24 protein-coding genes and 1 tRNA gene are annotated in these 25465 nt (G+C 61.6%); 17 read left to right on the plus strand and 8 right to left on the minus strand.

The genetic code is table 11. The features are described 5' to 3' along the window. Positions 1-71 precede the first annotated feature (71 nt). Positions 72-449 (plus strand): hypothetical protein, encoded by a 378-nt coding sequence (locus tag AC1DUY_RS06240; protein ID WP_478113060.1) that lies wholly within the window; start codon positions 72-74, stop codon positions 447-449. A gap of 54 nt (positions 450-503) precedes the next feature. Here the strand turns inward: AC1DUY_RS06240 and AC1DUY_RS06245 are convergent, their stop codons facing one another. Beyond that, the gene (locus AC1DUY_RS06245) at positions 504-2897 is read right to left on the minus strand and encodes a calcium-binding protein (protein ID WP_478113062.1); all 2394 of its coding nucleotides are present in this window, start codon (positions 2895-2897) and stop codon (positions 504-506) included. Between the two features lie 377 nt (positions 2898-3274). Between AC1DUY_RS06245 and AC1DUY_RS06250 the strand changes: the two genes are divergently transcribed. From AC1DUY_RS06250 to AC1DUY_RS06260, 3 genes are all read left to right on the plus strand, one after another. Further along, positions 3275-3838 (plus strand): N-acetyltransferase family protein, encoded by a 564-nt coding sequence (locus tag AC1DUY_RS06250; RefSeq protein ID WP_478113064.1) that lies wholly within the window; start codon positions 3275-3277, stop codon positions 3836-3838. A 2-nt stretch (positions 3839-3840) separates the two neighbouring features. After that, complete coding sequence (locus AC1DUY_RS06255; RefSeq protein ID WP_478113065.1) at positions 3841-4566, plus strand: sulfite exporter TauE/SafE family protein; 726 nt, start codon at positions 3841-3843, stop codon at positions 4564-4566. Between the two features lie 204 nt (positions 4567-4770). Beyond that, a complete protein-coding gene (locus AC1DUY_RS06260) occupies positions 4771-4929 on the plus strand; it encodes a hypothetical protein (RefSeq protein WP_170849580.1) in 159 nt (52 codons plus the stop codon). An 18-nt stretch (positions 4930-4947) separates the two neighbouring features. On the opposite strand, the gene AC1DUY_RS06265 is transcribed toward AC1DUY_RS06260, so the two are convergent. From AC1DUY_RS06265 to AC1DUY_RS06280, 4 genes are all read right to left on the minus strand, one after another. Further along, positions 4948-5856 carry a LysR family transcriptional regulator gene (locus AC1DUY_RS06265; RefSeq protein ID WP_478113067.1) on the minus strand — a complete coding sequence of 303 codons (909 nt, stop codon included), beginning with the start codon at positions 5854-5856 and terminating at the stop codon, positions 4948-4950. A gap of 16 nt (positions 5857-5872) precedes the next feature. After that, entirely contained in the window at positions 5873-7381 is a 1509-nt protein-coding gene (locus AC1DUY_RS06270; RefSeq protein ID WP_478113069.1) for a tripartite tricarboxylate transporter permease, read from the minus strand. Between the two features lie 15 nt (positions 7382-7396). Continuing rightward, a complete protein-coding gene (locus AC1DUY_RS06275) occupies positions 7397-7882 on the minus strand; it encodes a tripartite tricarboxylate transporter TctB family protein (RefSeq protein ID WP_231079312.1) in 486 nt (161 codons plus the stop codon). Between the two features lie 83 nt (positions 7883-7965). Further along, a complete protein-coding gene (locus AC1DUY_RS06280; protein WP_478113072.1) occupies positions 7966-8949 on the minus strand; it encodes a tripartite tricarboxylate transporter substrate binding protein in 984 nt (327 codons plus the stop codon). Positions 8950-9317: 368 nt separating this feature from the next. On the opposite strand from AC1DUY_RS06280, the gene AC1DUY_RS06285 reads away from it, so the two are divergent. From AC1DUY_RS06285 to AC1DUY_RS06295, 3 genes are all read left to right on the plus strand, one after another. Next, the gene (locus tag AC1DUY_RS06285) at positions 9318-9740 is read left to right on the plus strand and encodes a VOC family protein (RefSeq protein WP_093757095.1); all 423 of its coding nucleotides are present in this window, start codon (positions 9318-9320) and stop codon (positions 9738-9740) included. Between the two features lie 20 nt (positions 9741-9760). Beyond that, positions 9761-10240, plus strand: coding sequence for a VOC family protein (locus tag AC1DUY_RS06290; protein ID WP_478113074.1), 480 nt, complete (start codon positions 9761-9763; stop codon positions 10238-10240). Positions 10241-10420: 180 nt separating this feature from the next. Further along, positions 10421-10497, plus strand: a tRNA-Met gene (locus tag AC1DUY_RS06295). Between the two features lie 107 nt (positions 10498-10604). Here AC1DUY_RS06295 and AC1DUY_RS06300 read toward each other — a convergent pair. Further along, positions 10605-11333, minus strand: coding sequence for a GntR family transcriptional regulator (locus AC1DUY_RS06300; protein ID WP_231079308.1), 729 nt, complete (start codon positions 11331-11333; stop codon positions 10605-10607). Positions 11334-11567: 234 nt separating this feature from the next. Between AC1DUY_RS06300 and AC1DUY_RS06305 the strand changes: the two genes are divergently transcribed. From AC1DUY_RS06305 to AC1DUY_RS06325, 5 genes are all read left to right on the plus strand, one after another. Next, positions 11568-12599 carry an amidohydrolase family protein gene (locus tag AC1DUY_RS06305; protein WP_478113078.1) on the plus strand — a complete coding sequence of 344 codons (1032 nt, stop codon included), beginning with the start codon at positions 11568-11570 and terminating at the stop codon, positions 12597-12599. After that, a complete protein-coding gene (locus AC1DUY_RS06310; RefSeq protein WP_478113080.1) occupies positions 12596-13501 on the plus strand; it encodes a VOC family protein in 906 nt (301 codons plus the stop codon). The genes AC1DUY_RS06305 and AC1DUY_RS06310 overlap by 4 nt, the downstream gene beginning before the upstream one ends. Next, positions 13498-15066, plus strand: a complete 1569-nt coding sequence (gene mhpA / locus AC1DUY_RS06315) for a bifunctional 3-(3-hydroxy-phenyl)propionate/3-hydroxycinnamic acid hydroxylase MhpA (protein WP_478113082.1) — start codon at positions 13498-13500, stop codon at positions 15064-15066. Before AC1DUY_RS06310 ends, mhpA begins: the two co-directional genes overlap by 4 nt. Before the next feature lie 73 nt (positions 15067-15139). Beyond that, positions 15140-15988, plus strand: a complete 849-nt coding sequence (locus AC1DUY_RS06320) for a fumarylacetoacetate hydrolase family protein (protein ID WP_439065012.1) — start codon at positions 15140-15142, stop codon at positions 15986-15988. A 124-nt stretch (positions 15989-16112) separates the two neighbouring features. Then, positions 16113-17090 (plus strand): Bug family tripartite tricarboxylate transporter substrate binding protein, encoded by a 978-nt coding sequence (locus tag AC1DUY_RS06325; protein ID WP_478113084.1) that lies wholly within the window; start codon positions 16113-16115, stop codon positions 17088-17090. 97 nt (positions 17091-17187) lie between these two features. Here the strand turns inward: AC1DUY_RS06325 and AC1DUY_RS06330 are convergent, their stop codons facing one another. Further along, on the minus strand, positions 17188-17679 hold the full coding sequence (locus tag AC1DUY_RS06330; protein WP_089266251.1) for a Dps family protein: 492 nt from the start codon (positions 17677-17679) through the stop codon (positions 17188-17190). A gap of 264 nt (positions 17680-17943) precedes the next feature. On the opposite strand from AC1DUY_RS06330, the gene AC1DUY_RS06335 reads away from it, so the two are divergent. Continuing rightward, positions 17944-18639: a class I SAM-dependent methyltransferase gene (locus AC1DUY_RS06335; RefSeq protein ID WP_439059835.1), complete on the plus strand. Its 696-nt coding sequence runs from the start codon at positions 17944-17946 to the stop codon at positions 18637-18639. A 202-nt stretch (positions 18640-18841) separates the two neighbouring features. Here AC1DUY_RS06335 and AC1DUY_RS06340 read toward each other — a convergent pair whose 3' ends face one another. After that, complete coding sequence (locus AC1DUY_RS06340) at positions 18842-19207, minus strand: ArsR/SmtB family transcription factor (RefSeq protein ID WP_089265920.1); 366 nt, start codon at positions 19205-19207, stop codon at positions 18842-18844. 115 nt (positions 19208-19322) lie between these two features. Here AC1DUY_RS06340 and AC1DUY_RS06345 point away from each other — a divergent pair, with 115 nt between their 5' ends. The 4 genes from AC1DUY_RS06345 to AC1DUY_RS06360 all read left to right on the plus strand — a co-directional run bounded on the left by AC1DUY_RS06345 (position 19323) and on the right by AC1DUY_RS06360 (position 25411). Further along, positions 19323-20495: an MFS transporter gene (locus AC1DUY_RS06345; protein WP_478113085.1), complete on the plus strand. Its 1173-nt coding sequence runs from the start codon at positions 19323-19325 to the stop codon at positions 20493-20495. A gap of 171 nt (positions 20496-20666) precedes the next feature. Continuing rightward, on the plus strand, positions 20667-24131 hold the full coding sequence (gene carB, locus AC1DUY_RS06350) for a carbamoyl-phosphate synthase large subunit (RefSeq protein ID WP_231079290.1): 3465 nt from the start codon (positions 20667-20669) through the stop codon (positions 24129-24131). A 197-nt stretch (positions 24132-24328) separates the two neighbouring features. Further along, on the plus strand, positions 24329-24805 hold the full coding sequence (greA, locus tag AC1DUY_RS06355) for a transcription elongation factor GreA (RefSeq protein WP_068728727.1): 477 nt from the start codon (positions 24329-24331) through the stop codon (positions 24803-24805). Between the two features lie 201 nt (positions 24806-25006). Continuing rightward, positions 25007-25411 carry a DoxX family protein gene (locus tag AC1DUY_RS06360; RefSeq protein ID WP_093757105.1) on the plus strand — a complete coding sequence of 135 codons (405 nt, stop codon included), beginning with the start codon at positions 25007-25009 and terminating at the stop codon, positions 25409-25411. Positions 25412-25465: the final 54 nt, after the last annotated feature.

Raw genomic sequence — 25465 nt, forward strand, 5'->3', positions numbered from 1 at the left:
CAGCCCATCCCCGCCAATTTCGCAGGCCATGCGGGAATCCGGCGATGAATGAGGAATATCAGGCGCAACCAATGACTTGGGCGGACGCTCGCGCGGCCTATCCGCTCGTCTATCTGCATGATGCCAGCGTTACGCTGGACACATGGCTGGATTTCGTGCGCCGGCGAACCGATGCCGACGGCGGCGACAACGGGCTGATCGTGATCCGCGACCGGCGCGATATCGTCCATGCGCTGTTTGCCTACCGGGTCGATCTCGACCTGCGCGGTTGCAACCAGCTCTGTATCGCGCAGCTGATCGTGGCCCAGATCCCCGGCTCGCAGATCGACCATGCGGTGGTCGCCTCGACCAGCCAGGTCGCGGCGTCGCTGGGTTGCCCGAGCATCGTGATCGAGCAACCGTTTCAGCTGATGCCGGGCGTCACGTCGCGGACGTCGACCGCAGCGTAACGCGAAAGCGGCCGCGACGCCGGTGGCCGCGCGACGACACTCACATCGCGGACATCACAAGACGAAGTCACCTGCCTTCAAGACAGCGCTGTTCACCTGAACCGCGAAGTCGGCCGCACCATCGCCATCGACATCGCCTTGAAGAAGATGATCGGCGAAGCGCAATTCGCCGGCAATATGTGTGAAAGCGGCGCTTCCGACGAAGGCGAACGCTTGATCACCGGCGGCCTTGCTGTTGGCATCGATTGCCGACAGATCGATCCAGTCGGCCGTGTCTGCCGCGTTCGACGAAAAGTCGGTGATCTGATCGGCAGCTCCGGGCAGACTGTCCTGCATAGCTTTAAATACAAAACTGTCTGCGCCAGCCCCACCGGTCAAGATGTCGGCGCCGAGCCCGCCTGTGAGCGTATCGTTGCCGGTGCCGCCATCAAGACTATCGTTTCCGCCGCCGCCATCGATCAGATCGTTACCGCCGCCACCCGAAATGCGATTGTCGGCCGCGTCACCGGTCAGCAGGTCCATCGTCCCGCTCCCGATCAGATTTTCGATCGAACTGAGTTTGTCGCCCTCAGCATCTCCCCATTGAATGACACCCGTTGCGAGATTGATATTCACCTGGGCAATGGACGTGCTGTAATCGGCCGTATCGTTGCCTGCGCCGCCAGCAAGCATATCGGCACCTGCGCCGCCGGCGAGGATATCGTCACCCGCATTGCCCCAAAGCTGATCGTTACCGGCGCCGCCGTGCAGAATGTCATTGCCGGCGGCGCCGGTCAGGGCATCGTTGCCTTCGCCGCCGTCCAGCACGTCATTGCCGTCGCGACCGTCCAGAACGTCCTTGCCGCTGCCGCCTGACAACGTGTTGGCGGCACCGTCACCGATCAACGTGTCGTCGAAGCGACTACCAATGACGATCTCGATCGAACTGAAACTGTCACCGGCCGCATCGCCACCGCTGCCCGTACCGAGTGTCAGATCGACATGAATACCGGCAGACGATGTCTCGTAGCGCACCGTATCGATGCCGGACGCGCCGGCGAAAGCATCCGCGCCCTTGCCGCCGACGAAAATGTCATTGCCGTCACCGCCCCACATGCGGTCGTCGCCATCGCCGCCGAATAGAAAATCATTGCCCGCATCGCCGTAGAGAAAGTCATTGCCGCCGTCGCCATGCAGGACGTCGTTTCCCGCCGCGCCATGAATTGTATCGCGACCATCGCCACCGTGAATGATGTCGTTATCCGCGGTGCCGGGGAGCACGTCATCGCCGGGCGTACCATTGGTGATCGTGTTGAACGACATGATGCGGCCGTGGATGTCGTCTGCAGCCGGTCCCTGCTCAAACGAAGTCCAGGTCGCGAGAATACGTCCATCTGACAATGTCAGGAGATGCGGTCCGGTTTCCGCCAGGCCACCTGTCGAATTAACGAGGAAATCGTTGCCGATCGGAAAAGCGCCGGGAATCAGCAGGCGACCATAGAGATCACTGGCGCCGGTGACGGGATCCGTGGCGTGCCAGATGATCACGGCGCGGCCATCCGGCAGTGCGGCGATCGACGGGGAATCCTGACCGCCGTCAAAATTCGCATTGACGATATTATCGGACACAACCACAGACCCGTCCGGGTTCAGCAGGCGCGCATGAATGTTGCTGTCACCATCCGGTTCCTGCGCGGTCCAGGCCACGAGAATGCGTCCATCCGCGAGAACCGCGGTGGACGCGTCGCTTTGATTGAACTGGGCTCCCGCCAGGATGCGAAAGTCTGGCGCACTCGCGCTGCCATCGGGGTTCACGAACTGGCCGGAGACGTTGTAGCGCCCCTCGTCGGGATCGTACGACCTCCATGTGACGAACGCCCGCCCGTCGGGCAGCGCCGTTACCTTCGGATCATATTGCGTACCCCAGGTGGTCGTATTCACGGTGAAATCGTCGACAGCAACGGTCCCGTCGTCGTGGAGGATCCTCCCGCGGATGTCGCCAAGATATTTCGGATCCCCGCCGTCTGCGGACACGTAGGTCAGCAAGATCTGGCCATCAGCAAGCGTCGTGACGGAAGGCATCTGCGGCGAAATTGCCGTCGATGAATTGACCACCATATCGGCAACGGGATGCCCCTCCGCATCGATGAGGGTGCCGCGAACTTCGGTGACATTGTCGGCGGCGATATAGGACTGCCATGCGACAAAGGCGCGGCCGTCGGAAAGCGCCGTGACCGAAGGCGCTCCCGGATCCCCGCTACGGTCGATCGTGATCTGAAAATCAGGTCCTTGAGGCGTACCGTCCGCCGACAAATAGTGGCCCTGAATTGTATGCGGCTGATGACCGCCGACATCGGTCGCAGTCCATGTGACAAGAATACGTCCGTCGGACAACAGCGTTTGGGTTGCGCCCGCCTGATCATTGGCGGTGGTGGAATTGATGGGAAATTCAGGTCCGACAAACGCCATGATGCAGCCCCCAACTCATTTCGCCGGAGCGTGAATCTTTAATCGGACGAATCTGCGGCTGATATTTGTCGAGCGCGCGTTGTTCATCCTCGCATTGAATCAATTGCATCCCATCGCATGCGTTCGGCGCGGCTGCCTTGTCTCACTGCAACGAGCGCGCTGGCGATCACGTCGACGGCCCGTTCGGTCTCATCGCTTATCGCGATATTCGGTTTTCCACACGCAAGCTCACTCATGCGCGGCGCTGACGGCTGCGCGCACATGGCCACATCCTTCTTGCAGAGATCTCCTCCGATCGGCGGACGCATTGCGATAGCGGCGCGACCTAAACAGGTCGCTCAACGCCATCACCGCAATCGCATTCGTTCCGGAGCAACATGACCAATCACGCGATCAACCTGCGACTGGCACGTCCGAGCGACGCTGCCCCATTGCAATGCTACTTCAGAGCGCTGTCGAAACCCTCGCGCTACAATCGCTTCCTCGGAAATGTGGCCGATCAATCCATCAGCCACATCGATCGCATCATCGGCGGTACCGGCAGCGCCTTCTTCTGCGTGATTGCCACGACGCAATCGGAGAAATCGCATCACATCGTCGGTGAGGCCGTATGCGCCGCCACCGCGGAAGTCGCCCTATCGGTAGACGACGCCGTGCAGGGATGCGGCATCGGTCGTGCATTGCTAGCGAGGGTGGAGGCACTGGCGGCCCAGCGAGGCGCGCAGGAACTGTACGGCACGATCTTCGGCACGAACGATCGCATCCGCAAACTCGCTTGCTCGCTTGGCTATGCCATCGAACGTAGCGACGGCGATTGGACCCACCGCCTCCTGCGCAAGACGCTCCTGCCGCGCAGGACCCTTCCGTTCGTCGCGAATCCGGCCGTCGTCGCATCACCATTGCCATATCCGGATGGCGCGTTAGGCAAGGGGCTGGGCTAGGAATGACCTCATCTACATTCATCATTCTCAGCGCCGCCGTATTCCTGGGAGCATTCGTGTCCGGTCTGGCCGGCTTCGCATTCTCGGCCGTTGCGGGCGCTCTCCTGCTGCATATCCTGCCACCGATCGAGGCCGTTCCATTGATGATGGCCTGCAGCGTCGCCGTTCAGGCAACGAATCTTTGGGCCCTCCGCGACAGCATTGCCTGGAAGGAGAGCCTGACGCTTGTCATTGGCGGTGTTCTCGGTGCACCGCTTGCTATCTGGCTGCTACAGACCGCCGATGCGCGCATTCTCAAGGAAGGCTTTGGCGCACTGATCGCGATCTATGCCGCATATATGCTGCTCCGGCCGCCACTCACGCATCTGAACCGGATGACTCGAAATCGAAATGTCATGATCGGTTTCGGCGGCGGCCTCGTCGGCGGACTGACGGCGATGCCCGGAGCCCTGCCAACCATCTGGTGCGACCTGAACGGCGTGCCGAAAGCGCAACAGCGCGGCCTCGTACAGCCGTTCATCGCCGTGATGCAGATCTTCTCGCTCGTCCTGATGTTGTCCCGGCAGCAATTGTCGCCGAATATCGTCAGCGAATTCGCTTACAGCCTTCCCGCCCTGGCCGCGGGCGTCTGCCTCGGAATCTTTGCATTCCGCAACGTGCAGGACGCCACATTCCGACGCACCATTCTCGTCCTGCTGCTGTTCTCAGGCGTGGCCCTCATCGTGTGACGATGCCGTTGCCATGCAGGCCGCAACAGGCTGCCGATACGATCCACGTTCCGACAATTGCGACGTCATTCGGCTCGGGTCGATTTAAAATCGACAAATTCGATTTCAATCGCCAATAATATTCGTTTGTCAAAATTCATGGCAGTCCTACGCTCGAAGGAACCCGAGGAGCGATGCCGCCCCTCGATGATGCAGGAGCCGACCATGAAAACGATCATCCACCCCGACGTATCGGTCGCTCTCGCGCTGTTCGCCTTTGCTGCGGCGATCATCGCACGCCTGACAGCCACCAAGCGTTCCCGGCATAGCGCCGATCAGATCGCGGCGATCGTTGCGACATCGGGATATCCGTCCGGCACCTAGGCGCGCCTCAGCCCCGCATCACGTCCGCGTTGCCGGACGTTTCGGCGCCCTCGCCTGCCCTGCAGGCGCGGGCTTTTTGTTGGCCGCGTCACGCGCGAGGCGATGCATGAGTGCGACTGCTTCGGCGATGATCGCATCGTCGCGATCGCCGGGATAGACGACATAGGCTGGCATCGAAAATTCCGGCGCATCGGCGACGGCATGCAGCCGCCCAGCCTTCAGCTGGGGTGCAACGATGCGGCGCGGGAAATATCCGGAGCCGCCATTCTCCAGCACATGCTGCAGCCCGAGCCAGCCGATATTGGCGGTGAGCGATGGCCCGGCGAAATCCGGAAACAGCGCCATGTGGCGTGCGTAGAATTCCGGGCCCCAGTCGATATAGACGTAACCCGACTGCGGCTCCGGCGCACTGTGCGTGCTGGTCGAGACCAGAATGAGCTGTTCATCGAACAACTGCTCGACCTTGAGGCCAGGCCGGCTCTGCGGCGTATACATCACGCCGATATCGATCCTGCCTTCGACGAGGCCCTGCATCAATTCGGCTTCGAGAGCGCTCTCGGCGCGGATCGCGATATCCGGATGCTTCGCGCGCATCAGCGGCAACCAGTGCAGCAGATGCTCCTCCCACAGACCGATGCGACCGCCGACGGTCAGCGTCCCGCTGAAGCCTTTCGCAATTCCGACATCCTGCCGCGCATGTTCCACCGTTCGCACCAGCGTGGACGCGTGTTTCTGAAACTGGCGGCCTGCCGGCGTCAGCGTCGCACCGGCCTTGTTGCGAACGAACAGCGTCACGCGCAGCAACTGCTCCAGTGTCTGAATGCGCGCGCTGACCGTGGACTGTGTGACATGCAGCTTCTCCGCCGCGGTCACGAAATTGCCGGCGCTCACAACTGCAAGGAATGTCCTGGCCAGTTCAGTGTCCATGACAAATGCCTCCCGGCTACGCGCCCTCGTCGAGCGCGACCATCTCGCGCTTCTTGCGCAGTGCAGGTAACAGCGGCGCGATCAGCAGCACCACTGCCAGCGCAAGACACGCCGCCGAGATCGGCCGCTCGATGAAGGTCATGAGATTGCCTTGCGACAGGATCAGTGATTTGCGCAGATTGTTCTCCAGCAGCGGACCAAGCACAAAGGCCAGCACCAGCGGCGCGGGCTCATAGCCGAACTTGCGCATGAAGTAGCCGATCACGCCGAAGCCGATCATGACATAGACGTCGAACACATTGTTGCTGCTGCAATAGACACCAATGATCGTGAACAGGATGATCAGCGGGAACAACACATTATAAGGCAGCTTCAGCAGCTTCACCCACATGCCAATCAGCGGCAGGTTCAGCACCAGCAGCATGAGGTTGCCGATATACATGCTGGCAACGATGCCCCAGAACAGTTCGGGGTTCTGCGTGATCAGCAGCGGGCCGGGTTGCAACCCGTGAATGACGAAAGCGCCGAGCAGCAGCGCCATCACCACATTCGGTGGGATGCCGAGGGTCATCAGCGGAATGAAGGCACCGCCTGCTGCCGCGTTGTTCGCCGCTTCAGGTCCGGCAACGCCTTCGATGGCGCCATGACCGAAACGTTCCGGATGTTTCGACAGCCGCTTCTCCAGCGCATAGGACGCGAAGGACGCGACCACGGCACCGCCGCCCGGCAGGATGCCGAGGAAGAAGCCGAGGATGGTGCCGCGCCCGATCGGCCCGGCGCTGGCCTTCCAGTCTTCCTTGTTGGGCAGGAGCTGCGTGATCTTGGCATTGATGATGTCGCGCTTGATCACCTGCTCGGTGTTCAGCAGCACCTCACCGAGCCCGAACAGACCCATCACCACGGGCACCAGACCGATGCCATCGATCAGCTCGATCCGGCCGAAGGTCAGCCGCGGCTGTGCCGTGATACTGTCGAGGCCGATGAGGCCAAGCACGATGCCGATACAGGCCATTAGCAGCGCCTTGGCCATCGAGCCTTGTGTCAGGAAGGTCAGCACCACGAGGCCGAGCACCATCAGGCTGGCATATTCGGCGGGACCGAAGGCAATGGCGACCGAGGCGAGTGACGGCGCCACCAGCATCAGCATCACCAGCGCGAACGTGCCGGCGATGAAGGAGCCAAGCGCGGAGATGCCGAGCGCCGGACCGGCACGGCCCTGCTTCGCCATCTGATGGCCGTCGATACAGGTGACGACGGATGCCGCCTCGCCGGGAATGTTGACCAGGATCGACGTGGTCGAACCGCCATACATCGAGCCGTAATAGATGCCGGCCATCATGATGATGCCGGACTCCGGCGTGCCGGACAAAGTCACCGGCAGCAGCAGCGACATCGCCGAGATCGGCCCGATGCCCGGCAGCACGCCGACCAGGGTGCCGATGAAGACGCCGATGAAGCAGTAGAGAATATTGACGGGCTGCAGCGCGACGCCGAAGCCGTGCATGACATTGACGAGAACATCCATGATCTGTGTTTCCCGTCAGCCGATTTCAAACATGCCCGAAGGCAATTGGATCAGCAGGCCGCGTTTCAGCACCCACCACACACCAACAGGCGCCAGCACCGCGAGCGGGATCGCCAGCGTCCAGCGCACGGGATCGATCACGCGCAACAACACCAGCATCAGCGGGATGGTCGAGATCAGGAAGCCCAGTGGCTCGAGCGCGAAAGCATAGGCCGAGAGGATGACGATGATCGCGCCCGGCTTGCCCCAGCTCGCACCTTCCCATCGCGAGCCAAAGGTCGGTCCGCCTTCGGTTACCGAAGCGAGAATGATGGTGAGCGCGAAAGCGCACATCAGCAGGCCGATATAGAACAGCATGAAGCCGGAGCCGGGATCGTTGATGGTGCCGAGCTTCAGCTTGAGGCCGGAGCGAATGACGAACACGCCAAGCGCAATGCCGAGCACGCCGGTCCAGAGTTCTGAATTGTTGAGCCGGAATGGCGGGCGGGTTTGGTCAGTCATCGTTTCTGTCCCGGGACATCGACATGAAATGAAGGCGCATGCGATGGACCCCATCGCATGCGCCTGACGTCGCTATTCGACGATCAATTCGGCTTCTTGCCCAACCCGATTCCCTCGATCACCTTGCGCTCGGAATTGGTGACCTCGACAACGAATTTCTTGTAGTCCTCGGTGTTCTTGTAGTTCGGCACCATGTCGTATTTCGCCAGCGTCGCGATGACGGCGGGATCCTCGATGGCTTTCTTGAAGGCGTCATGCAGCTTGGCGACGATCTTCGGATCCATGCCCTTTGGCCCGGCGATGCCGAACGGCGAGTCATAGACCATCGGATAGCCGCTCTCCTTCAGCGTTGGCGCATCCGGGAAATTCGGCGACCGCTTGTCGGTCCACACCATCAACAGACGCAGCTTGCCGGCATCGACCAGCGGCCGCCAGCCGGTGGAATCCGCCTGCAGCATGGTGTGATTGCCGAGCACCGCGGCGTTGGTTTCAGCACCGCCCTTGAACGGCACCTGCGTGAGCTTGATTCCGGCCAGTGCCGCGATCTGCTCCATGCCGACATGTAGCGAGGTGCCGGTGCCCGGCGTCGCGTAAGTCACCTTGCCGGGATTGGCCTTGGCGAAATCGACCACGTCCTTCCAGGTCTTGAACTGCGATTCCGCATTGGTGGTGATGCCGAAGGTGTAGCCAGTGAGATGGATGATGTAGCTGAAATCCTTGTCCGGATTCCACGAGACTTCCTGCATCAGCGGCAGCCGGAACACGGTGATCGGGATCTGCGAGATGGTGTAGCCATCCGGCTTCGCGGCGGCGGCCATGGTGGCCGGGCCGACCGTGCCGCCACCGCCGCCCTTGTTGTCGATGGCGATGGGCTGGCCGAGATGCTTCGACGCGGCGTCTGCAATCGCGCGCATCGAGATGTCGGTGGAGCCACCGGCGGGCCATGGCACGATCAGTGTGATCGGCTTGGTCGGATAGTCCTGCGCCTGGACTGCACCACCGAACATGGTGGCAGCCGCGGCGAGCGCGACAGCAGCGGACAAGGCAAAGCGATTGCGTTGCAACATGTATTTCTCCCTCTGCGATTCCGGGGGTGATGCCCGGACCGGCTGTATTTTTATTGTCGTTCAGTCTAGCCCGGAACAAACCCAGGAAAAGGACATGTTTCGAACCGACTGCGAACGCATCTTGCGTCTTTGGCAATCAACGATGATTTCACCGCCGCCGCAATTCGCAATCAGGATGAGCCATGCGACATTCCGTCTGCACGCGGAGATCGCCCGGCTGACATATTGATCGCCGCGGACAAGAAATTCCGCCTGCAAAAATAACTGAGAAAATTTTGTCGGTGATGTCGGATCGCGGCGGGCCCACGCGTCCTATGCGGGACAGTCACCAAAGAGAACACCCAGAGCGTACCCACAGGAGCCATCCGATGAGCAAAATGATCTTCGTCAACCTGCCCGTCACCGACCTGCCCCGCGCGGTCGCCTTCTATGAAGCGGTCGGCGCGACCAAAAACCCGCAATTCTCCGACGATACCGCCGCCTGCATGGTGTTCTCCGACACCATTCACGCGATGCTGCTGACGCACGACAAATATCGCCAGTTCACCTCGAAGAAGATCGTCGACGCGAAGACATCGAGCGAAGTGCTCATCTGCGTCTCCGCCGACAGCCGCGACGAAGTCGATGGTCTCGTGAAGAAGGCCGTGGGTGCGGGCGGCAGCGCCGATCCAACACCCACGCAGGATTTCGGCTTCATGTATGGCCGCAGCTACGAGGATCCCGACGGTCACATCTGGGAAGTGATGTGGATGGACATGGCCGCCGCGCAATCTGCGATGGCTCAGGCCTGATCGAGAGAGGGATAGCAGCGATGTCAAAGATCTCACCCTGCATCTGGTACGAGACCGAGGCCGAGGAAGCCGCCAGATTCTACTGCTCGCTGGTGCCCAATTCCTCCATCGATCGCGTGCAGCGCGCCCCGATCGATTATCCCGGCGGCAAAGCAGGCAACGTGCTGGTGGTCGGCTTCACGCTGGCCGGCCAAAGCTTCATTGGCCTCAATGGCGGCAGCCCCGCCACATTCAGCACGGCCGTGTCCTTCACCATCCATTGCGAAGACCAGGCCGAGGTCGATCGTGTGTGGGACGCCATTTTGACAAGTGGCGGCAAGGCAAACGCCTGTGGCTGGATCAACGACCGCTGGGGCGTGCCATGGCAGATCGTGCCGAACGGCTTTACTGAAATGCTTGCCAGCGAGAATGGCGAGGGCGCCAAGCGTGCCATGACGGCCATGATGGGCATGGTCAAACTCGATCTGGCCGCCCTGAAAAAGGCCTTCGACGGCGGCTAGACGTGGCCATAAGTGCCTGATCGGGCGGCGATAGCTGCCCGATCTCCAAATCAGCGACCGGGTTGCGGGAACATCTATTCAGGTACCGATTTCAGGCGCTACTTTGCTTGACATCGAGTCCCTCGACTTCTTATATGCCGCGCATTCGCCGGGGGACAATTTGTCCCCTCCGGATGCCGTGGCGGGGTAGCTCAGTTGGTTAGAGCACGGGAATCATAATCCTGGGGTCGGTGGTTCGAGTCCACTCCTCGCTACCAAATTTTCTGCCTACCAAATCTTGCAGACATGTTTCCAAGGCCTTGCATGCGTCGCGAGGCCTTTTTCATGCCCGCAGAGGCGCTTGCTCGGCCTGCGTCCGTGCCCTCTACGATGCGGCGTCTTCGCCCTCGTGCAGTTCTGAGAAGATCTGCTTGTCCTGGAGAATGACTTCAGCGGTCTGCCTGTAATGCGCGGTGAGCAGATCCACGGCATGGTCCGCATCGCCGCTCAAAACAGCAGTCATGATCGCCTGATGCTCGTCCGTCACATGGCGTGACGGGAATGCCTTGCGGATCGACAGACGTCGATAGCGGTAGAGCTGGTCGGCGAGTTGTCCGCAGAACGCGATCAGGGACTGCGAACCGCAATTCCCGATCAAGGTGCGGTGATAGACGCGGTGCAGCCGCTCCCATTCCGGATTGTCTTCGAAGTGTTCGGCATTGAGCGAGCGCGGGGTTCGCCCGAGGCGATGTTGCGCGAGCAGAAGCTGCTCCTCCCATTGCGGCGTCGAGGCCGCCATGGATTCCCGCAGCGCCAGACTCTCGACCCAGCACCGGGTCTTGGTCAGTTCGGCCAGTTCGCTGCGGCTGATATCCGCGACATAGAATCCGCGCTGCTCGCGGCACTCCACCAGACCATCGGCGGTCAGCCGGTTGAGCGCCTCGCGGAGTGGCGTCTGACCGGTCTGATACAGTTCGGTCAGAAAACGCATCTGGAGTTTCCGGCTCGGCTCGAGCCGTCCGGACAGCAAGTCCTCCCGCAGCCGGTCATAGACCGTGCTGGCCTGGGTCGAGGACGGCGGCGGCGAAGCCAATTCAAGTGATGTTGTGTCCACGTTCCCAGATCCCGGAATCATCTGCCTGTCGGCTGCGATTTCTATACACTTTTTCTGATTTCATAAAAATATATAAATTTTTGTTGTACGATAAGATTTCTATAGATATTAGTTCCCCAAGGTCCTGAGAGATGACTGGCCGGGAGGCGCGACAATGTATGGCAAGGCTCCGCAAGCGCCTGAGGCATCGGCAGTTTTTGCAGCCGTCCGGCCGCGCATGGCCCGGTCACAGCCATGAGCGCCATCTCCACATGCAGCTGCGGGATCGATATCCACGCGCATGTCGTACCCGCCTCCTTCCCGTCCTATATGGGCGCAGCAGTGCCAGCCGACTGGCCGTCGATGGCGGATGCCAAACCCTGCCACAAGCATGTGATGATGGCCGGCCGCGTCTATCGCACGGTGTCGGATCGCTGCTGGGATGTCGCCAAGCGCGTCGCTGATATGGCGGAGATGGGACTCGGCGTGCAGGCCATTTCGCCGATGCCGGAGCTGCTGTCCTATTGGATGGAGCCCGAACCGGCCGGTGACCTGCTCCGCTACATCAACGACCAGATGGCCGAGATGGTCATGCATTCCGGTGGCCGGCTTGTCGGCCTCGGCGCGGTACCGCTGCAGGACATCGACCGCGCCATCACCGAGCTGCATCGGCTGAAACACGAACTCGGCTTTGCGGGCATCGAGATCGGCAGCAACATCAACGGCAAGCCGATCGGGTCTCCCGACTTCGACGGATTCTTCGCCGAGGTCGAGAAGCTCGACATGGCGGTGTTCGTCCACGCCTTGCGGCCCTGCGGCATGGACCGCCTCGTCGGCCCGGCGCAATTACAGCAGGTACTGGCCTATCCGACCGATGTCGGCCTCGCTGCCGCATCCGTCATCACCTCGAACCTCTTGCTGCGCCACCCGCGCCTGCGCATGGCGTTCAGCCACGGCGGCGGCACGCTCGCGTCGCTGCTGCCGCGGCTTCAGGAGGGCTATCAGGTGTTCCCCGTGCTGCAGGAGAGCATCCAGGAATCGCCGACCCTGCAGGCACGCCGCCTCTATTACGATGCGCTGGTCTATGACGATCCCACGCTGCTGCACCTGATCGCCAAGTTCGGCGCGACGCAGATCATCCTCGGCACAGACTACCCGTTCGCATTTCACGATCGCACGCCGGCAACGCGCGCCGCATCGGCCATCAGCGACGAGGCCACGCGCAATCTCGTCCTTCACGCCAATGCAAGACGTTTCCTCGGTCTTGACGAGCAGGCTTCGCAATGACCCATTTCCCGATCTCCGCCCTGCGCAGCGTCGATCTCGATACGCCGGATCTGCTGCAATCCGAGCAGTTCTACACCTCTGTGTGGGGGCTCGACCTCGTGACACGCCACGAAGGCGTCAGCTATCTGCGCGCCAGCGGTACCGATCACCATGTCGTCGCCTTGCGGCAGGGCGATCGCCCCGCGCTTCGGGCCATCACGTTCCGGCTGCATTCGGATGCAGAATTCGAAACGATCGCTGCAACATCGGTGAAGCACGGGGCCACGCTGCTCTCAGTCCCGGCTCCGAATCCGGAGCCCGATGGCGGAACGATCATAAGCATTCGCGCGCCGGACGGCGGCGTGATGCGCTTCGTTCATGGCGACCTGCAACATGCCGAAGCTCCGTCATCGGCCAACCGGCCGACGCGTCTCGCGCATGTCAACATCAACAGCACCGCTGTCGATGATCTCGCCGCGTTCTACGAACAGGCGCTCGGCTTTCGTCTCACCGACCGCTCGAAGATCATGGCCTTCGTTCGCTGCAACAGCGACCACCACGCCATCGTCATCGCCGACGCTGCCGTGAACGGGCTCAACCACGTCGCCTTCCTGATGCCGGATCTCGAAGCGGTGATGCGCGGCTCGGGTCGCATGATCGATGCCGGCTTTCCCATTGCCTGGGGCGTCGGCCGCCACGGCCCCGGCGACAATGTGTTTGCCTATTTCATCGATCCGGTCGGGACCGTGATCGAATACACCGCCGAGGTTCTGCAGGTCGATGACAGCTATGTGGTGCGCGGGCCGTCGGAATGGGTCTGGCCACCCGGCCGCACCGATCATTGGGGTATCGCCCCACCGAAAGCCGATCACGTCAAGGCAGCACAGACCGCGGTTCCTTATGCCGACTGGAGTGCCGCGTGACGCTTTCATCCGAACAGCAGCAGAATGATTTTCAGGTCGTCGTGGTCGGTCATGGCCCATCGGGCGCCGTCGCGGCCAGTCTTCTTGGCGACCGTGGCATCCGCACGCTGGCCATCGACCGTCAGCTAGAGGTCTATGACAAGCCGCGTGCGATCGCGATCGATCATGAGATCCTGCGTCTGCTCGACAATCTCGGCGCGGCAGAGCGCGTGCTGCCTTACGTTGCTCCGTTCCCCGCCTCCCAGCATTTCGGTGCCAAGGGGCAGCTGATCCGCCGCATCGACATGGTCGCGGAGCCCTATCCGCTCGGTTACACGCCCAGCATGGTGTTCACGCAGCCACCGGTCGAAGCTGCCTTGCGCGAACATGCCGCGGCCTATGACAGCGTCGAGGTCGAGCTGGGCACCGAACTGCTCGGCTTCACGCAACCGACCGACCGTGTGACGCTGCATTTGCGGAACGACCGCGGCGTGACGCGCGACGTCACCGCCGACTACGTCATCGCCTGCGACGGCGCATCGAGCGGCACCCGGCAACAGCTTGGCATCGCATTCGAGGATCTTGTCTTCGATGAGCCCTGGCTTGTCGTCGATCTTCAGGTCAACGACGCCTCCCTCAGCAGACTGCCGCAGACCGCGGCGCAATTCTGCGATCCGTCGCGGCCCACGACCTTCATCATCGGCCCCGGCAATCATCGTCGCTTCGAAATCATGCTGCTGCCCGGCGAAGATCCGCGCGAGATGGAAACGGCCGCGCAAGTCTGGCGACTGCTTGCGCGCTGGATCACGCCTGATGATGCCACGCTGTGGCGTGCTGCGAGCTACCGGTTTCATGCGCTCGTCGCGAAGGAATGGCGACGCGGCCGCATCTTCCTCGCCGGCGATGCCGCACATCAGCAGCCGCCCTTCATCGGCCAGGGTATGTGCCAGGGTATCCGCGATGTCGGCAATCTGGTCTGGAAGCTCGACCGCGTACTCCGCGGACAATCCAATGCAAAATTGCTCGACAGCTACGGCGAGGAGCGCGGCGAGCATGTGCGCCAGCTCACTTCCCGCATCAAGGCCATCGGTCATGTGATCTGCGAACGCGATCCCGACGCCGCAGCAGCACGCGACGAGCGCATTCTTGCGGAGGGTGGCGGCCAACCCCGCACCATCACCCGTCAGGAAATCGTGCCGCCCTTGCAGACGGGACTACTGGCATTTCCCCTCCACACGGCACACGGCACGTTGTTTCCACAGCCCTGGATCAGGACTGCAGAAGGACGGCGCCGTCTCGATAGCGTCGCCGGCACTGGATGGCGGCTTGTGCTCGATATGCGCAACGAACTGGAGCTCAGTCCCGATCTGCGAGCGATCCTGACTCGGCTGGACATCAGGCCAATTCGCATCGGCCCCTCCGCCGATGACGTACTTACTGAAGAAGATGGCGTTCTCGCTGCCTGGTTCGATCGCCACGGCTGCCATGCCGCCGTCGTCAGACCCGACCATTACGTCTTCGGCGTCGCCAGCGAGACCAGCGCACTCGACGCGCTGCTCACCGATCTTGCTGAGCGGCTCCGATGATCACGCCGGCCGCACAGCGTCGCCACACCACCATTCCCCACGGACACGCAGCTTCCACAGCGAGGACATCACGATGAAATTGGCAAGTTTTCAGATCGGCACCAGCAAGACCTGGGGTGTGATCGAGGGCGACGAGGCACTCGACATCGGCGCGGTTCTTGGAGCGCGCTATCCCGATCTCAAATCCGTCATTGCAGCCGACGCTCTGTCCGTGGTGCGTGATGCAGCGGACAAGGCCAAACGTATCCCGACGGCTGATATTACCTGGTTGCCGGTGATTCCGAATCCGGACAAGATTCTCTGCATCGGCCTGAACTACGAGATGCACCGCAAGGAAACCGGACGCGCCGAGGTCGACAATCCCACGGTGTTTGGCCGCTTCGCCAACAGTCAGGCCGGTCATCTCACCAATATCATCCGGCCGAAGGTCTCGACCCACCTCGACTTCGAAGGCGAACTCGCCATCATTATCGGCAAGCCCGGCCGCCACATCACGCAGGCCGATGCGTGGAGCCATATCGCCGGTTACGCCTGCTACAATGAAGGCAGCGTGCGCGATTTCCAGCGTCACACCCATCAGTTCACGCCCGGCAAGAATTTTCCGGAGACCGGCGGCTTCGGCCCCTGGATGATGACGCCGGACGAACTCGGCGACGTGGCGCCGCTGCGGCTGCAGACCCGCGTCAATGGCCAGGTCGTGCAGGACGCCACCATCGATCAAATGATCTTCGATATCCCGCGTCAGATCGAATACTGCTCGTCCTTCACCCGTCTTGAGCCGGGCGACGTGATCGCCACCGGCACGCCGGGCGGCGTCGGCGCCAAGCGCACGCCTCCGCTCTGGCTGAAGCCGGGCGATATCGTCGAAGTCGAGATCGATCGGCTAGGTGTGCTGCGCAACGGCGTGGCCGACGAAGCCTGATGCAAGCGGCAGCCCGCACCGCCAGCGCCGCGGGCTGCTTCGCACGACAAAGACCCGCTCGTTCAAAAAGCACGCCTCAACAAGCGATCAGAAATCGCAGGCCAACCATTTCAGGAGGAAGTTCATGCTCACATTGTCCCGTCGTATCTTGTTGACCGGTGGCATTCTTTGCCTCTCGCTGCCCGCCCACGCGCAATCATGGCCGCAAAAGCCGGTGACGATCGTGGTGCCGCAGGCGGCGGGCAACAGCCCGGATGTGCTGTGCCGCATCGTCGCCGAAAAACTCTCCCGCTCGCTCGGACAACAATTCATCGTTGAGAACCGCCCGGGCGCCGCGAACCTCGTCGGCGCACAGACGGTCGCGCGCGCCGCGCCCGACGGCTACACCTTCCTGTTCGCGACGTCGGCGGCGCTGGTCACCAATCCCTATACGTTCAAGAAGCTGCCCTACGATCCCGTGAAGGATTTCGTGCCGGTGGCGATGGTGGCGCGCAGCAACCACGTGCTGCTCGTCAATCCCGAAGTGAAAGCAAAGACGCTTGCGGAATTGATTGCGCTCGAAAAATCCGCCCCCGGTTCCCTGAGCATGGCGGTCGACGGCGCGCGCAACATTTCCGGCCTGATCGCACAGACCATCAACAAGCAGGCGGGCATCAGTTTCGTCCTGGTCCCCTACAACACCATCACCAACGCGATCCAGGACAGCCTGACCGGACGCACCCAGGTGACGATCCAGTCCGCATCGGTGGCTGAGTCCTTCATCAAGGCCGGTACGCTGCGGGCACTCGCCATTGCCGGCAACAAGCGCGTCGATTCATTGCCGGATGTGCCCGCAATTGCCGAGACGTTGAAGGGCGCGGATCTGCAAGGCTGGTTCATGATGATGGCCCCGACCGGGACACCTGCCGAGATCGTCGACAAACTCAGTGCCGAGATTGCGCAGGCACTGAAATCGCCGGACGTGCAGGAGCGCGCGCCCGTGCTAGGCTTCGATGTCGCCTCCGGTGACGTGGTGACGCCTGCGGGCGCGAAGCGCTTTTTCGACGCCGAGCTTGTCGCCACGGGCAAGACGATTCAGGAGCTCGGTATTCAGCCTGAATAACCGCGGCCCAGCGCTTGTGCCGAACAACGGCAGCATCTCCACATGAAAACGCCCGCTGTGAAGCGGGCGCTTTGACATATTCAATCGGGAACGAAGCTTACGCCTCGTTGCCGCCTTCCTGCTGCGACGCCTCGAACAGGAACCAGGTGCGGCGCTCGGTGTCGTCGATGTAGTTTTCAAGCAGGCTGGCGCTGGCGATGTCCTTGGCGTCGTCGCAGACCTCGTGAGCCTTGCGCATCGCCGCTGCCATCTTCTTGTTGTCGTTCATCAGCTCGCGCAGCATCTCCACCGGCGGCACATAAGCCTCGTCATTGTCCTTGATGGTCTGCAGCTTGGCGACTTCGCCGATCGAACGCAGCGTGCGACCGCCGATCTTGCGCACGCGCTCTGCCAATGGGTCAGTCGTCGCAAAAATCTGGTCGGACTGCTCGTCGAGCATCAGGTGATAGTCGCGGAAATGGCGCCCGCTGAGATGCCAGTGAAAATTCTTGGTCTTCAGGTAAAGCGCGAAAGCGTCGGCGAGCAACCCGTTCAGCGCCTTGGCCACCTTCTCCACGGCGTCGGCTGAGAGGTCAGTCGGGGTATTCATTTCGGCAGCGATTTTCGATGTCTTGGTGCTCACGTTACTTACCTTCCCGTGTCGGATGATTTGATGGCTGGAGGGTTGTCGTCAGGGCGGAAGATTTCAGGAAAAATCGGAGTGGTCTTGACGGAAAGCACTGCAAATTTCCGAAAACTGCGGTTCTTGAAGGAAAGGCGGTTTCCCACGCGCCTGAAAACGCTCTAGACCGTTTCAACGCATCACAAATATAGGGGTTCCCGACACGGGAACAACAATCGGGCCGGGCAGACGATGGAAGATTGGATCGATTATTACGATTCCACGCATACGATTTATGCGAGCAAGCTGCATCGTGACGTGCATTTCGAGGTCATCGCCCGCGATATCATTGGCTACATCGCCTCTCAGGATGCCGTCGTGCTCGACTACGCCTGCGGCGAAGCACTCTCGGCCGCCAAAGTGGCCAATGCCTGCAGCAAGCTGATCCTGGCAGAGCCCGCGCCTGGCGTTCGCGGCCGACTGGTCGCCCGCTTCGCGCCCAACACCAAAATCCGGGTCCGGTCGCTGGAAGAGTTGCGCAACATGACGGCGCAGTCGATCGACCTGGCTGTCATGAATTCGGTGGCTCAGTACATGACAGGCCCCGAACTCGACGATGCCTTTGCGATCATCAAGCGGCTGCTGGCGCCTGGCGGCAAGCTGGTAGTCGGCGACATCCTGCAGCCCGATGTCGGCATGGCGACCGACGTCATGGCGTTGCTGAAGCTCGCCCGGGAACACGGCTTTCTCTGGGATGCTTTCGTGGGCCTCGTGCGCACGGCCCTCTCGGACTACCGCCAGCTGCGCACCAAGGTCGGCCTGCAGCGCTACAGCGAGGCGGAGATGCTGGCCAAGCTGACCGCGGCCGGTTTCCGGGCCTCGCGGGCGCCGGTCAATATCGGCCACAATTCCTCGCGCATGACCTTTGTCGCCCATCACGCATTCTGAGGTATCGGCTGGGGCAAACGGACGATTAAGGTTAACGGACGGTTTACAAAACTTGAGGTGGATCGCCACCCCGTGATCGGTAACATTGTGCTCGGCCCGGTGGCGGAAATGTCTACGCGGGGGCGATGCATCGCTCTTTATCCTGGTTCAAGTCCAGGCTGGGCCTCCAACCTTTCAGACATTTACCAGTGGGTCGGCGCTGTCAGGCTTCGGTGAATTCCAGCACCGGAAGCTGCAGGCGCTCGGCATCGCGCTCAGCCGATGCGAGCACCGCATCCAGCAAACCCGGAAATCTGCTCTCGAGATCTTCGCGGCGCAGTTTCATCAACCTCGCCGTCCCCACCGCGCGCGTTTCCATCAGGCCGGCCTCGCGCAGTTTCGCAAAATGATAGGCGAGATTGGACTTGCCGCTGAGGCCGTAAAAATCGCCGCAGCGCAATTCTCCGACCTCTTTCTCGCGTTTGGCCAGATTGTAGACGATCGCCAGCCGGATCGGATCGCTCAGGCAATCCATCACGCCAGGCAATTCGATCTGTTCGCGCGTGGGATGCGGGAGAATGCGGCTCATGACTCCTCAATACTGATTCCGGCCGGCTGCCGCAATGTTCAATATTTCTTGAACCATTTGACATTCTGCACCGCCGCATCAATAGTTCAACAGACCTTGAACTAAGGATTTGGCGATGAGCGTTTTCTGGCTGGCCCTTGCGGCATTTGCGATTGGGACCGAAGCATTTGTAATTGCTGGTCTTCTTCCAATCATGGCAACGGACCTGAACGTCACGTTGGCGGCTACGGGACAATTGGTCACCGTTTACGCCATCACTTATGCCATCGGCTCGCCGATCCTGGCTGTGCTGTTCAGCAATTTTGACCGCCGCACCGTCGTCTCGCTGGCGCTGGTCTGTTTCATCGTCGGAAATCTTTTGGCGGCCGTTGCGACCACATTCGGCACGCTCCTGCTGTCGCGCATGCTGATGGCCGTGGGCGCCGGACTGTGCATGCCGACCGCCATGGCCGTCGCAATCGCGATCGCTGCACCGGAACGCCGTGGCCGCGCCGCGTCGCTGGTGATCTCCGGCCTGACGGTGGCGACGGTTCTGGGCGTGCCGCTCGGAACCTGGGTCGGCAGTCATTTTGGCTGGCGGTCGACATTCGTGATGGTCGCAGCGCTCGGCGCCGTCGCATTGGCCGGGCTGCTGCTGGGATTGCCCCGCGGTTTGCCGCGCACTGCTGCCACCCTCGGTCAGAGGCTCGCCGTTGCGCGCCATCCCGAAGTGCTGAAAACCCTTGCCGTAACCTGCATGTGGGGCCTCGGGGGCTTTACCTCATTCACCTATCTGGCTGTGCCGCTGCATCGGCTCGGCTTTGACGCCAACGGAATCAGTCTGGCACTGCTGGTCTTTGGCGTCGCCGCGGCCATCGGAAATACCCTGGGCGGCGCGATGTCCGACCGTATCGGGCCGCTCCGGACCTCGACGCTGGGCCTGATCGGCATGATGCTGTCACTGACGCTGCAATCGGTGGCCCTGACATTCGCGCCGCCCGCCACTGCGGGCGTGCTGTTTCTGGTCTTCATTTTTACCCAGGGCATTGCCGGCTGGATGTTCTATCCCGGACAGGTCGCACATCTCGTGCGCGTCACGCCGGAAGCCTCGGTCATCGCGCTCTCGCTGAACGCCTCGGCCATGTATATCGGCTTTGCCGCCGGCAGCGCGTTGGGCGGCGTGGTGCTGTCGACATTGAGCTCCAACCACCTCGGCTGGATCGGCGGCTGCGCCGAGGCGGCAGCCCTCGCGCTCGTCCTCGCCGGACACCTTCTGAAGCGCCCGAAACCGGCCCAAATTGCCGGTTGATGGCACCTTCAAAAGCCTTCCCCGCCCCGTTATAGTGGTCTAAAGACAGCCGCGCGCGAGGATCGGCCTATGGCTCCCTGAGGGGTCAATGGCTGGTTTGGCGCCCGGGCCCGAGGGACGCGCGTATGCGCGCCCTTTTTTTGTGCCGATTTGTCACCACCGCGAGTTTAAATGCCAAAACGCACCGACATATCCACCATCCTGATCATCGGCGCCGGTCCTATCGTGATCGGCCAGGCCTGCGAGTTCGACTATTCGGGCACACAAGCCGTCAAGACGCTCAAGGAAGAGGGCTACCGGATCGTTCTGGTCAATTCCAATCCGGCCACGATCATGACGGACCCGGAACTGGCGGACGCGACCTATATCGAGCCGATCACACCCGAGATCGTCGCCAAGATCATCGAAAAAGAGCGCGGCGACCGCTCCAAGGGTTTTGCGCTACTGCCGACCATGGGCGGCCAGACCGCGCTGAACTGCGCGCTGTCGCTGCGCCAGCAGGGCACGCTGGAGAAGTTCGACGTCGAGATGATCGGCGCCACCGCCGAAGCGATCGACAAGGCCGAAGACCGCCAGCTGTTTCGCGAGGCGATGACGAAGATTGGCCTGGAGACGCCGAAGTCGCGGCTCGCCAATGCATCCGCGCTGAAGAAGCAATACCGCGAGCAGCACCAGGCCGAAAAAGCCAAGCTGACCGGCGACGCGCTGGCCGAGCACGAGCGGCAGTGGGTGCTGCATGAAGGCGACCGCCGCAAGCGCTATCAGGAGCATGCCCTCGGCCAGGCGCTGATGGCGCTGTCTGAAATTGGTTTGCCCGCGATCATCCGCCCGTCCTTCACCATGGGCGGTACCGGCGGCGGCATTGCCTATAACCGCGAAGAATTCCTCGACATCATCGAGCGCGGCCTCGACGCGTCTCCGACCAACGAAGTGCTGATCGAAGAGTCAGTGCTCGGCTGGAAAGAGTACGAGATGGAAGTCGTCCGCGATAAAAAAGACAACTGCATCATCATCTGCTCGATCGAGAATCTCGATCCGATGGGCGTGCATACCGGTGACTCCATCACCGTCGCGCCGGCGCTGACGCTGACCGACAAGGAATATCAGATCATGCGCGACGCCTCGCTGGCGGTGCTGCGCGAGATCGGCGTCGAGACCGGCGGCTCCAACGTGCAGTTCGGCGTCAATCCTGCCGACGGCCGCATGGTCGTGATCGAAATGAATCCGCGCGTGTCGCGCTCGTCGGCGCTGGCCTCGAAGGCCACCGGTTTCCCGATCGCCAAGGTCGCAGCGAAGCTCGCTGTCGGTTACACACTCGATGAAATCGCCAACGACATTACCGGCGGCGCAACGCCTGCGTCGTTCGAGCCGACCATCGACTATGTCGTCACCAAGATTCCCCGTTTCGCCTTCGAGAAATTCCCCGGCGCATCGCGCACGCTGACGACGTCGATGAAGTCGGTCGGCGAAGTGATGGCCATCGGCCGCACATTCCAGGAAAGCTTGCAGAAGGCGCTGCGCGGACTTGAAACCGGCCTGACCGGTCTCGACGAAATCGAGATCGAGGATCTCGGCCGCGGCGACGACAAGAACGCGATCCGCGCTGCTCTGGGTACACCGACGCCGGACCGTCTGTTGCAAGTCGGTCAGGCCATGCGTCTGGGCTGGACCGATGAGGAGATCTTCAACTCTTGCAAGATCGATCCGTGGTTCCTCGCCGAGATGCGCGGCATTGTCGAGATGGAAGCCAAGGTGAAGGCCAATGGCCTGCCCGCCAACGCCTTCGGCATGCGGACGCTGAAGGCCATGGGCTTCTCCGACGCGCGCCTCGCCGTGCTCGCCGGCAAGACCGAGGCCGACGTCAAGACCCTGCGCCGCTCGCTCGATGTGCGACCGGTGTTCAAGCGCATCGACACTTGCGCCGCCGAATTCGCCTCGCCGACCGCTTACATGTATTCGACCTATGAGTCGTCCTTCGCAGGCGCCTTCGCTGACGAGAGTCAGCCGTCGGACAAGAACAAGGTCATCATTCTTGGCGGCGGCCCGAACCGTATCGGCCAAGGCATCGAGTTCGACTATTGCTGCTGTCACGCCTGCTTCGCGCTCGCCGACGCCGGCTACGAAACCATCATGGTCAACTGCAATCCGGAGACCGTGTCGACCGACTACGACACCGCGGATCGCCTGTATTTCGAGCCACTGACCGCCGAAGACGTGCTCGAAATCATCGACACCGAACGTCAGAACGGCACGCTGCACGGCGTGATCGTGCAGTTCGGCGGCCAGACCCCGCTGAAGCTCGCGCGCGCGCTGGAAGCCGCCGACGTGCCGATCCTCGGTACCTCGCCGGATGCCATCGATCTTGCCGAAGATCGCGATCGCTTCAAGCGCATCCTCGACAAGCTCAAGCTGAAGCAGCCGAAGAACGGCATCGCCTATTCGGTCGAACAGGCCCGCCTTGTCGCAGCCGATCTCGGCCTGCCGCTGGTGGTGCGTCCATCCTACGTGCTCGGCGGCCGCGCGATGCAGATCATCCGCGAGGAAAGCCAGCTCGGCGATTACCTGCTCGGCACGCTGCCGGAGCTGGTGCCTGGCGACGTCAAGGCGCGCTATCCGAACGACAAGACCGGCCAGATCAATACGGTGCTCGGCACCAATCCGCTGCTGTTCGATCGCTATCTGTCGGATGCCATCGAAGTCGACGTCGACTGCCTGTGCGATGGCAAGGATACCTTCATCGTCGGCATCATGGAGCATATCGAGGAAGCCGGCATTCACTCCGGCGACTCGGCTTGCTCGCTGCCGCCGCATTCGCTCGACGACGACATGATCGCCGAGCTCGAACGTCAGACCCGCGACATGGCGCTCGGCCTCGACGTGGTCGGACTGATGAACGTCCAGTTCGCGGTCAAGGATCGCGACATCTACGTGCTCGAAGTCAATCCGCGCGCGTCGCGCACCGTGCCTTTCGTTGCCAAGGTGATGGGCATGCCGGTGGCCAAGATCGCCGCGCGTATCATGGCCGGCGAGAAGCTCGCCGACTTCAATCTGAAGAAGCGCAAGCTCGACCATGTCGGCGTCAAGGAATCGGTCTTCCCGTTCGCGCGCTTCCCCGGCGTCGATACGGTGCTCGGCCCGGAGATGCGCTCCACCGGCGAAGTGATGGGCATCGATCGCTCGTTCGAAATCGCCTTCGCCAAGAGCCAGCTCGGCGGCGGCACCCGCGTGCCGCGCAGTGGCACCGTGTTCGTGTCGGTGCGCGAAAGCGACAAGACGCGCATTCTCGATGCCGTGAAGCTGCTCTCGTCGAACGGCTTCAAGGTGCTCGCGACATCGGGGACCCAGCGCTTCCTGGTCGACAACGGCGTCCCCGCCGAGAAGATCAACAAGGTGCTGGAAGGCCGGCCGCACATCGTCGATGCCATCACCAATGGCGAGATTCAGCTGGTTCTGAACACCACCGACGGGCCGCAGGCCCTGGCGGACAGCCGCTCGCTGCGGCGGGCTGCCCTCTTGCATAAAGTACCGTATTACACCACTCTTTCGGGTGCCGTGGCGGCTGCACAGGGCGTCCGGGCCTATCTGGGCGGGGACCTTGAGGTCCGCACATTGCAGAGTTACTTTTCCGAAGCCTGAATTCGGGCGGACTGCAGGTCCGACGAGATCAGCTAGGCAAGGCACGACCGGAACTCACCGGTCGCGTCTTTGTTTTGTTTCGGCACTCGAAGCCGGCGTCTGAACTGGCTGCAAGCGCAGCCAAGCCGACATCTTGCAGAACGAATGGTTTCATGCGCGCGCCGCCGCGTTCCGCATGACGTTAGAGGACGAAGAGAATGGTTGAGAAGGTCCCGATGACAGCAGGTGGCTACGCTGCGCTGGAGGTCGAGCTGAAGGAACGTCAGTCGGTGCACCGTCCGCGGATCATCGAGCAGATCGCCGAAGCGCGCTCCCATGGCGACCTCTCGGAAAATGCCGAGTATCACGCCGCCAAGGAAGAGCAGTCGCATAATGAAGGCCGCATCAGCGATATCGAGGACAAGCTCGCCCGCGCCGATATCATCGATATCTCGAAGCTGTCCGGCGATACCATCAAGTTCGGCGCGACCGTGACGCTGATCGATGAGGACACCGAGAAGAAGGCAGTCTGGCAGATCGTCGGCGAGCCCGAGGCTGATGCCAAGAAAGGTCGCATCTCGATTACCTCGCCACTGGCGCGTGCGCTGATCGGCAAGAGCAAAGGCGCATCGGTCGAAGTCGTCGCTCCCGGCGGGGCCAAGGCCTATGAGATCACCAAGGTCGAGTGGCGCTGATCGACAGCGCTCAACGCGAAACAAGAAAGCCGCGCATGATGCGCGGCTTTTTTATTATCCCCTGATGGCGGTATCCAGCCATCGCTACTCACGAAAACTTCTGGAATACTTCCACAGCTCACGTGTTTTCACACGAGAGTGACCAGCATTTTGCATTGCAGTAATGCTAGAAACGATGGTCATCACAGGGGGACTAATGACATGGACCAAGCCTTCGCTAAATTTCAGCCTGCTGCACTAAGCCTTTTCCGCTTCATCACGGGCCTGCTGCTGCTGCAGTATGGCATCGCCAAGATCTTCAAATTTCCGGTTCTGCCCTATTTCGCGAATATCCCGCCGTTGATCCAGGTCGCGGCAACGCTTGAACTCGTCGGCGGTGCGCTGCTGCTGCTCGGCCTGTTCACGCGCCCAGTTGCGTTCATCCTCGCCGGCGAAATGGCTTTCGCTTACTTCCTCGGTCACATGTTTAAAGGCGCGGATCCGGTTTTCCTGCCGCTGCTCAACGGCGGCACCGCTGCCATCCTGTTCTGCTTCTCCTGCCTCTATCTTGCGACGTCAGGCGGAGGCCCGATCAGCCTCGACGCGATACTGCGCAAGAAGAGCTAAGCTCGACATCACGGCAATAAAAAAGGGCGCTCACCGCAAGGTGGGCGCCCTTTG

It is taken from the genome of Tardiphaga sp. P4_G1 (assembly GCF_056401215.1).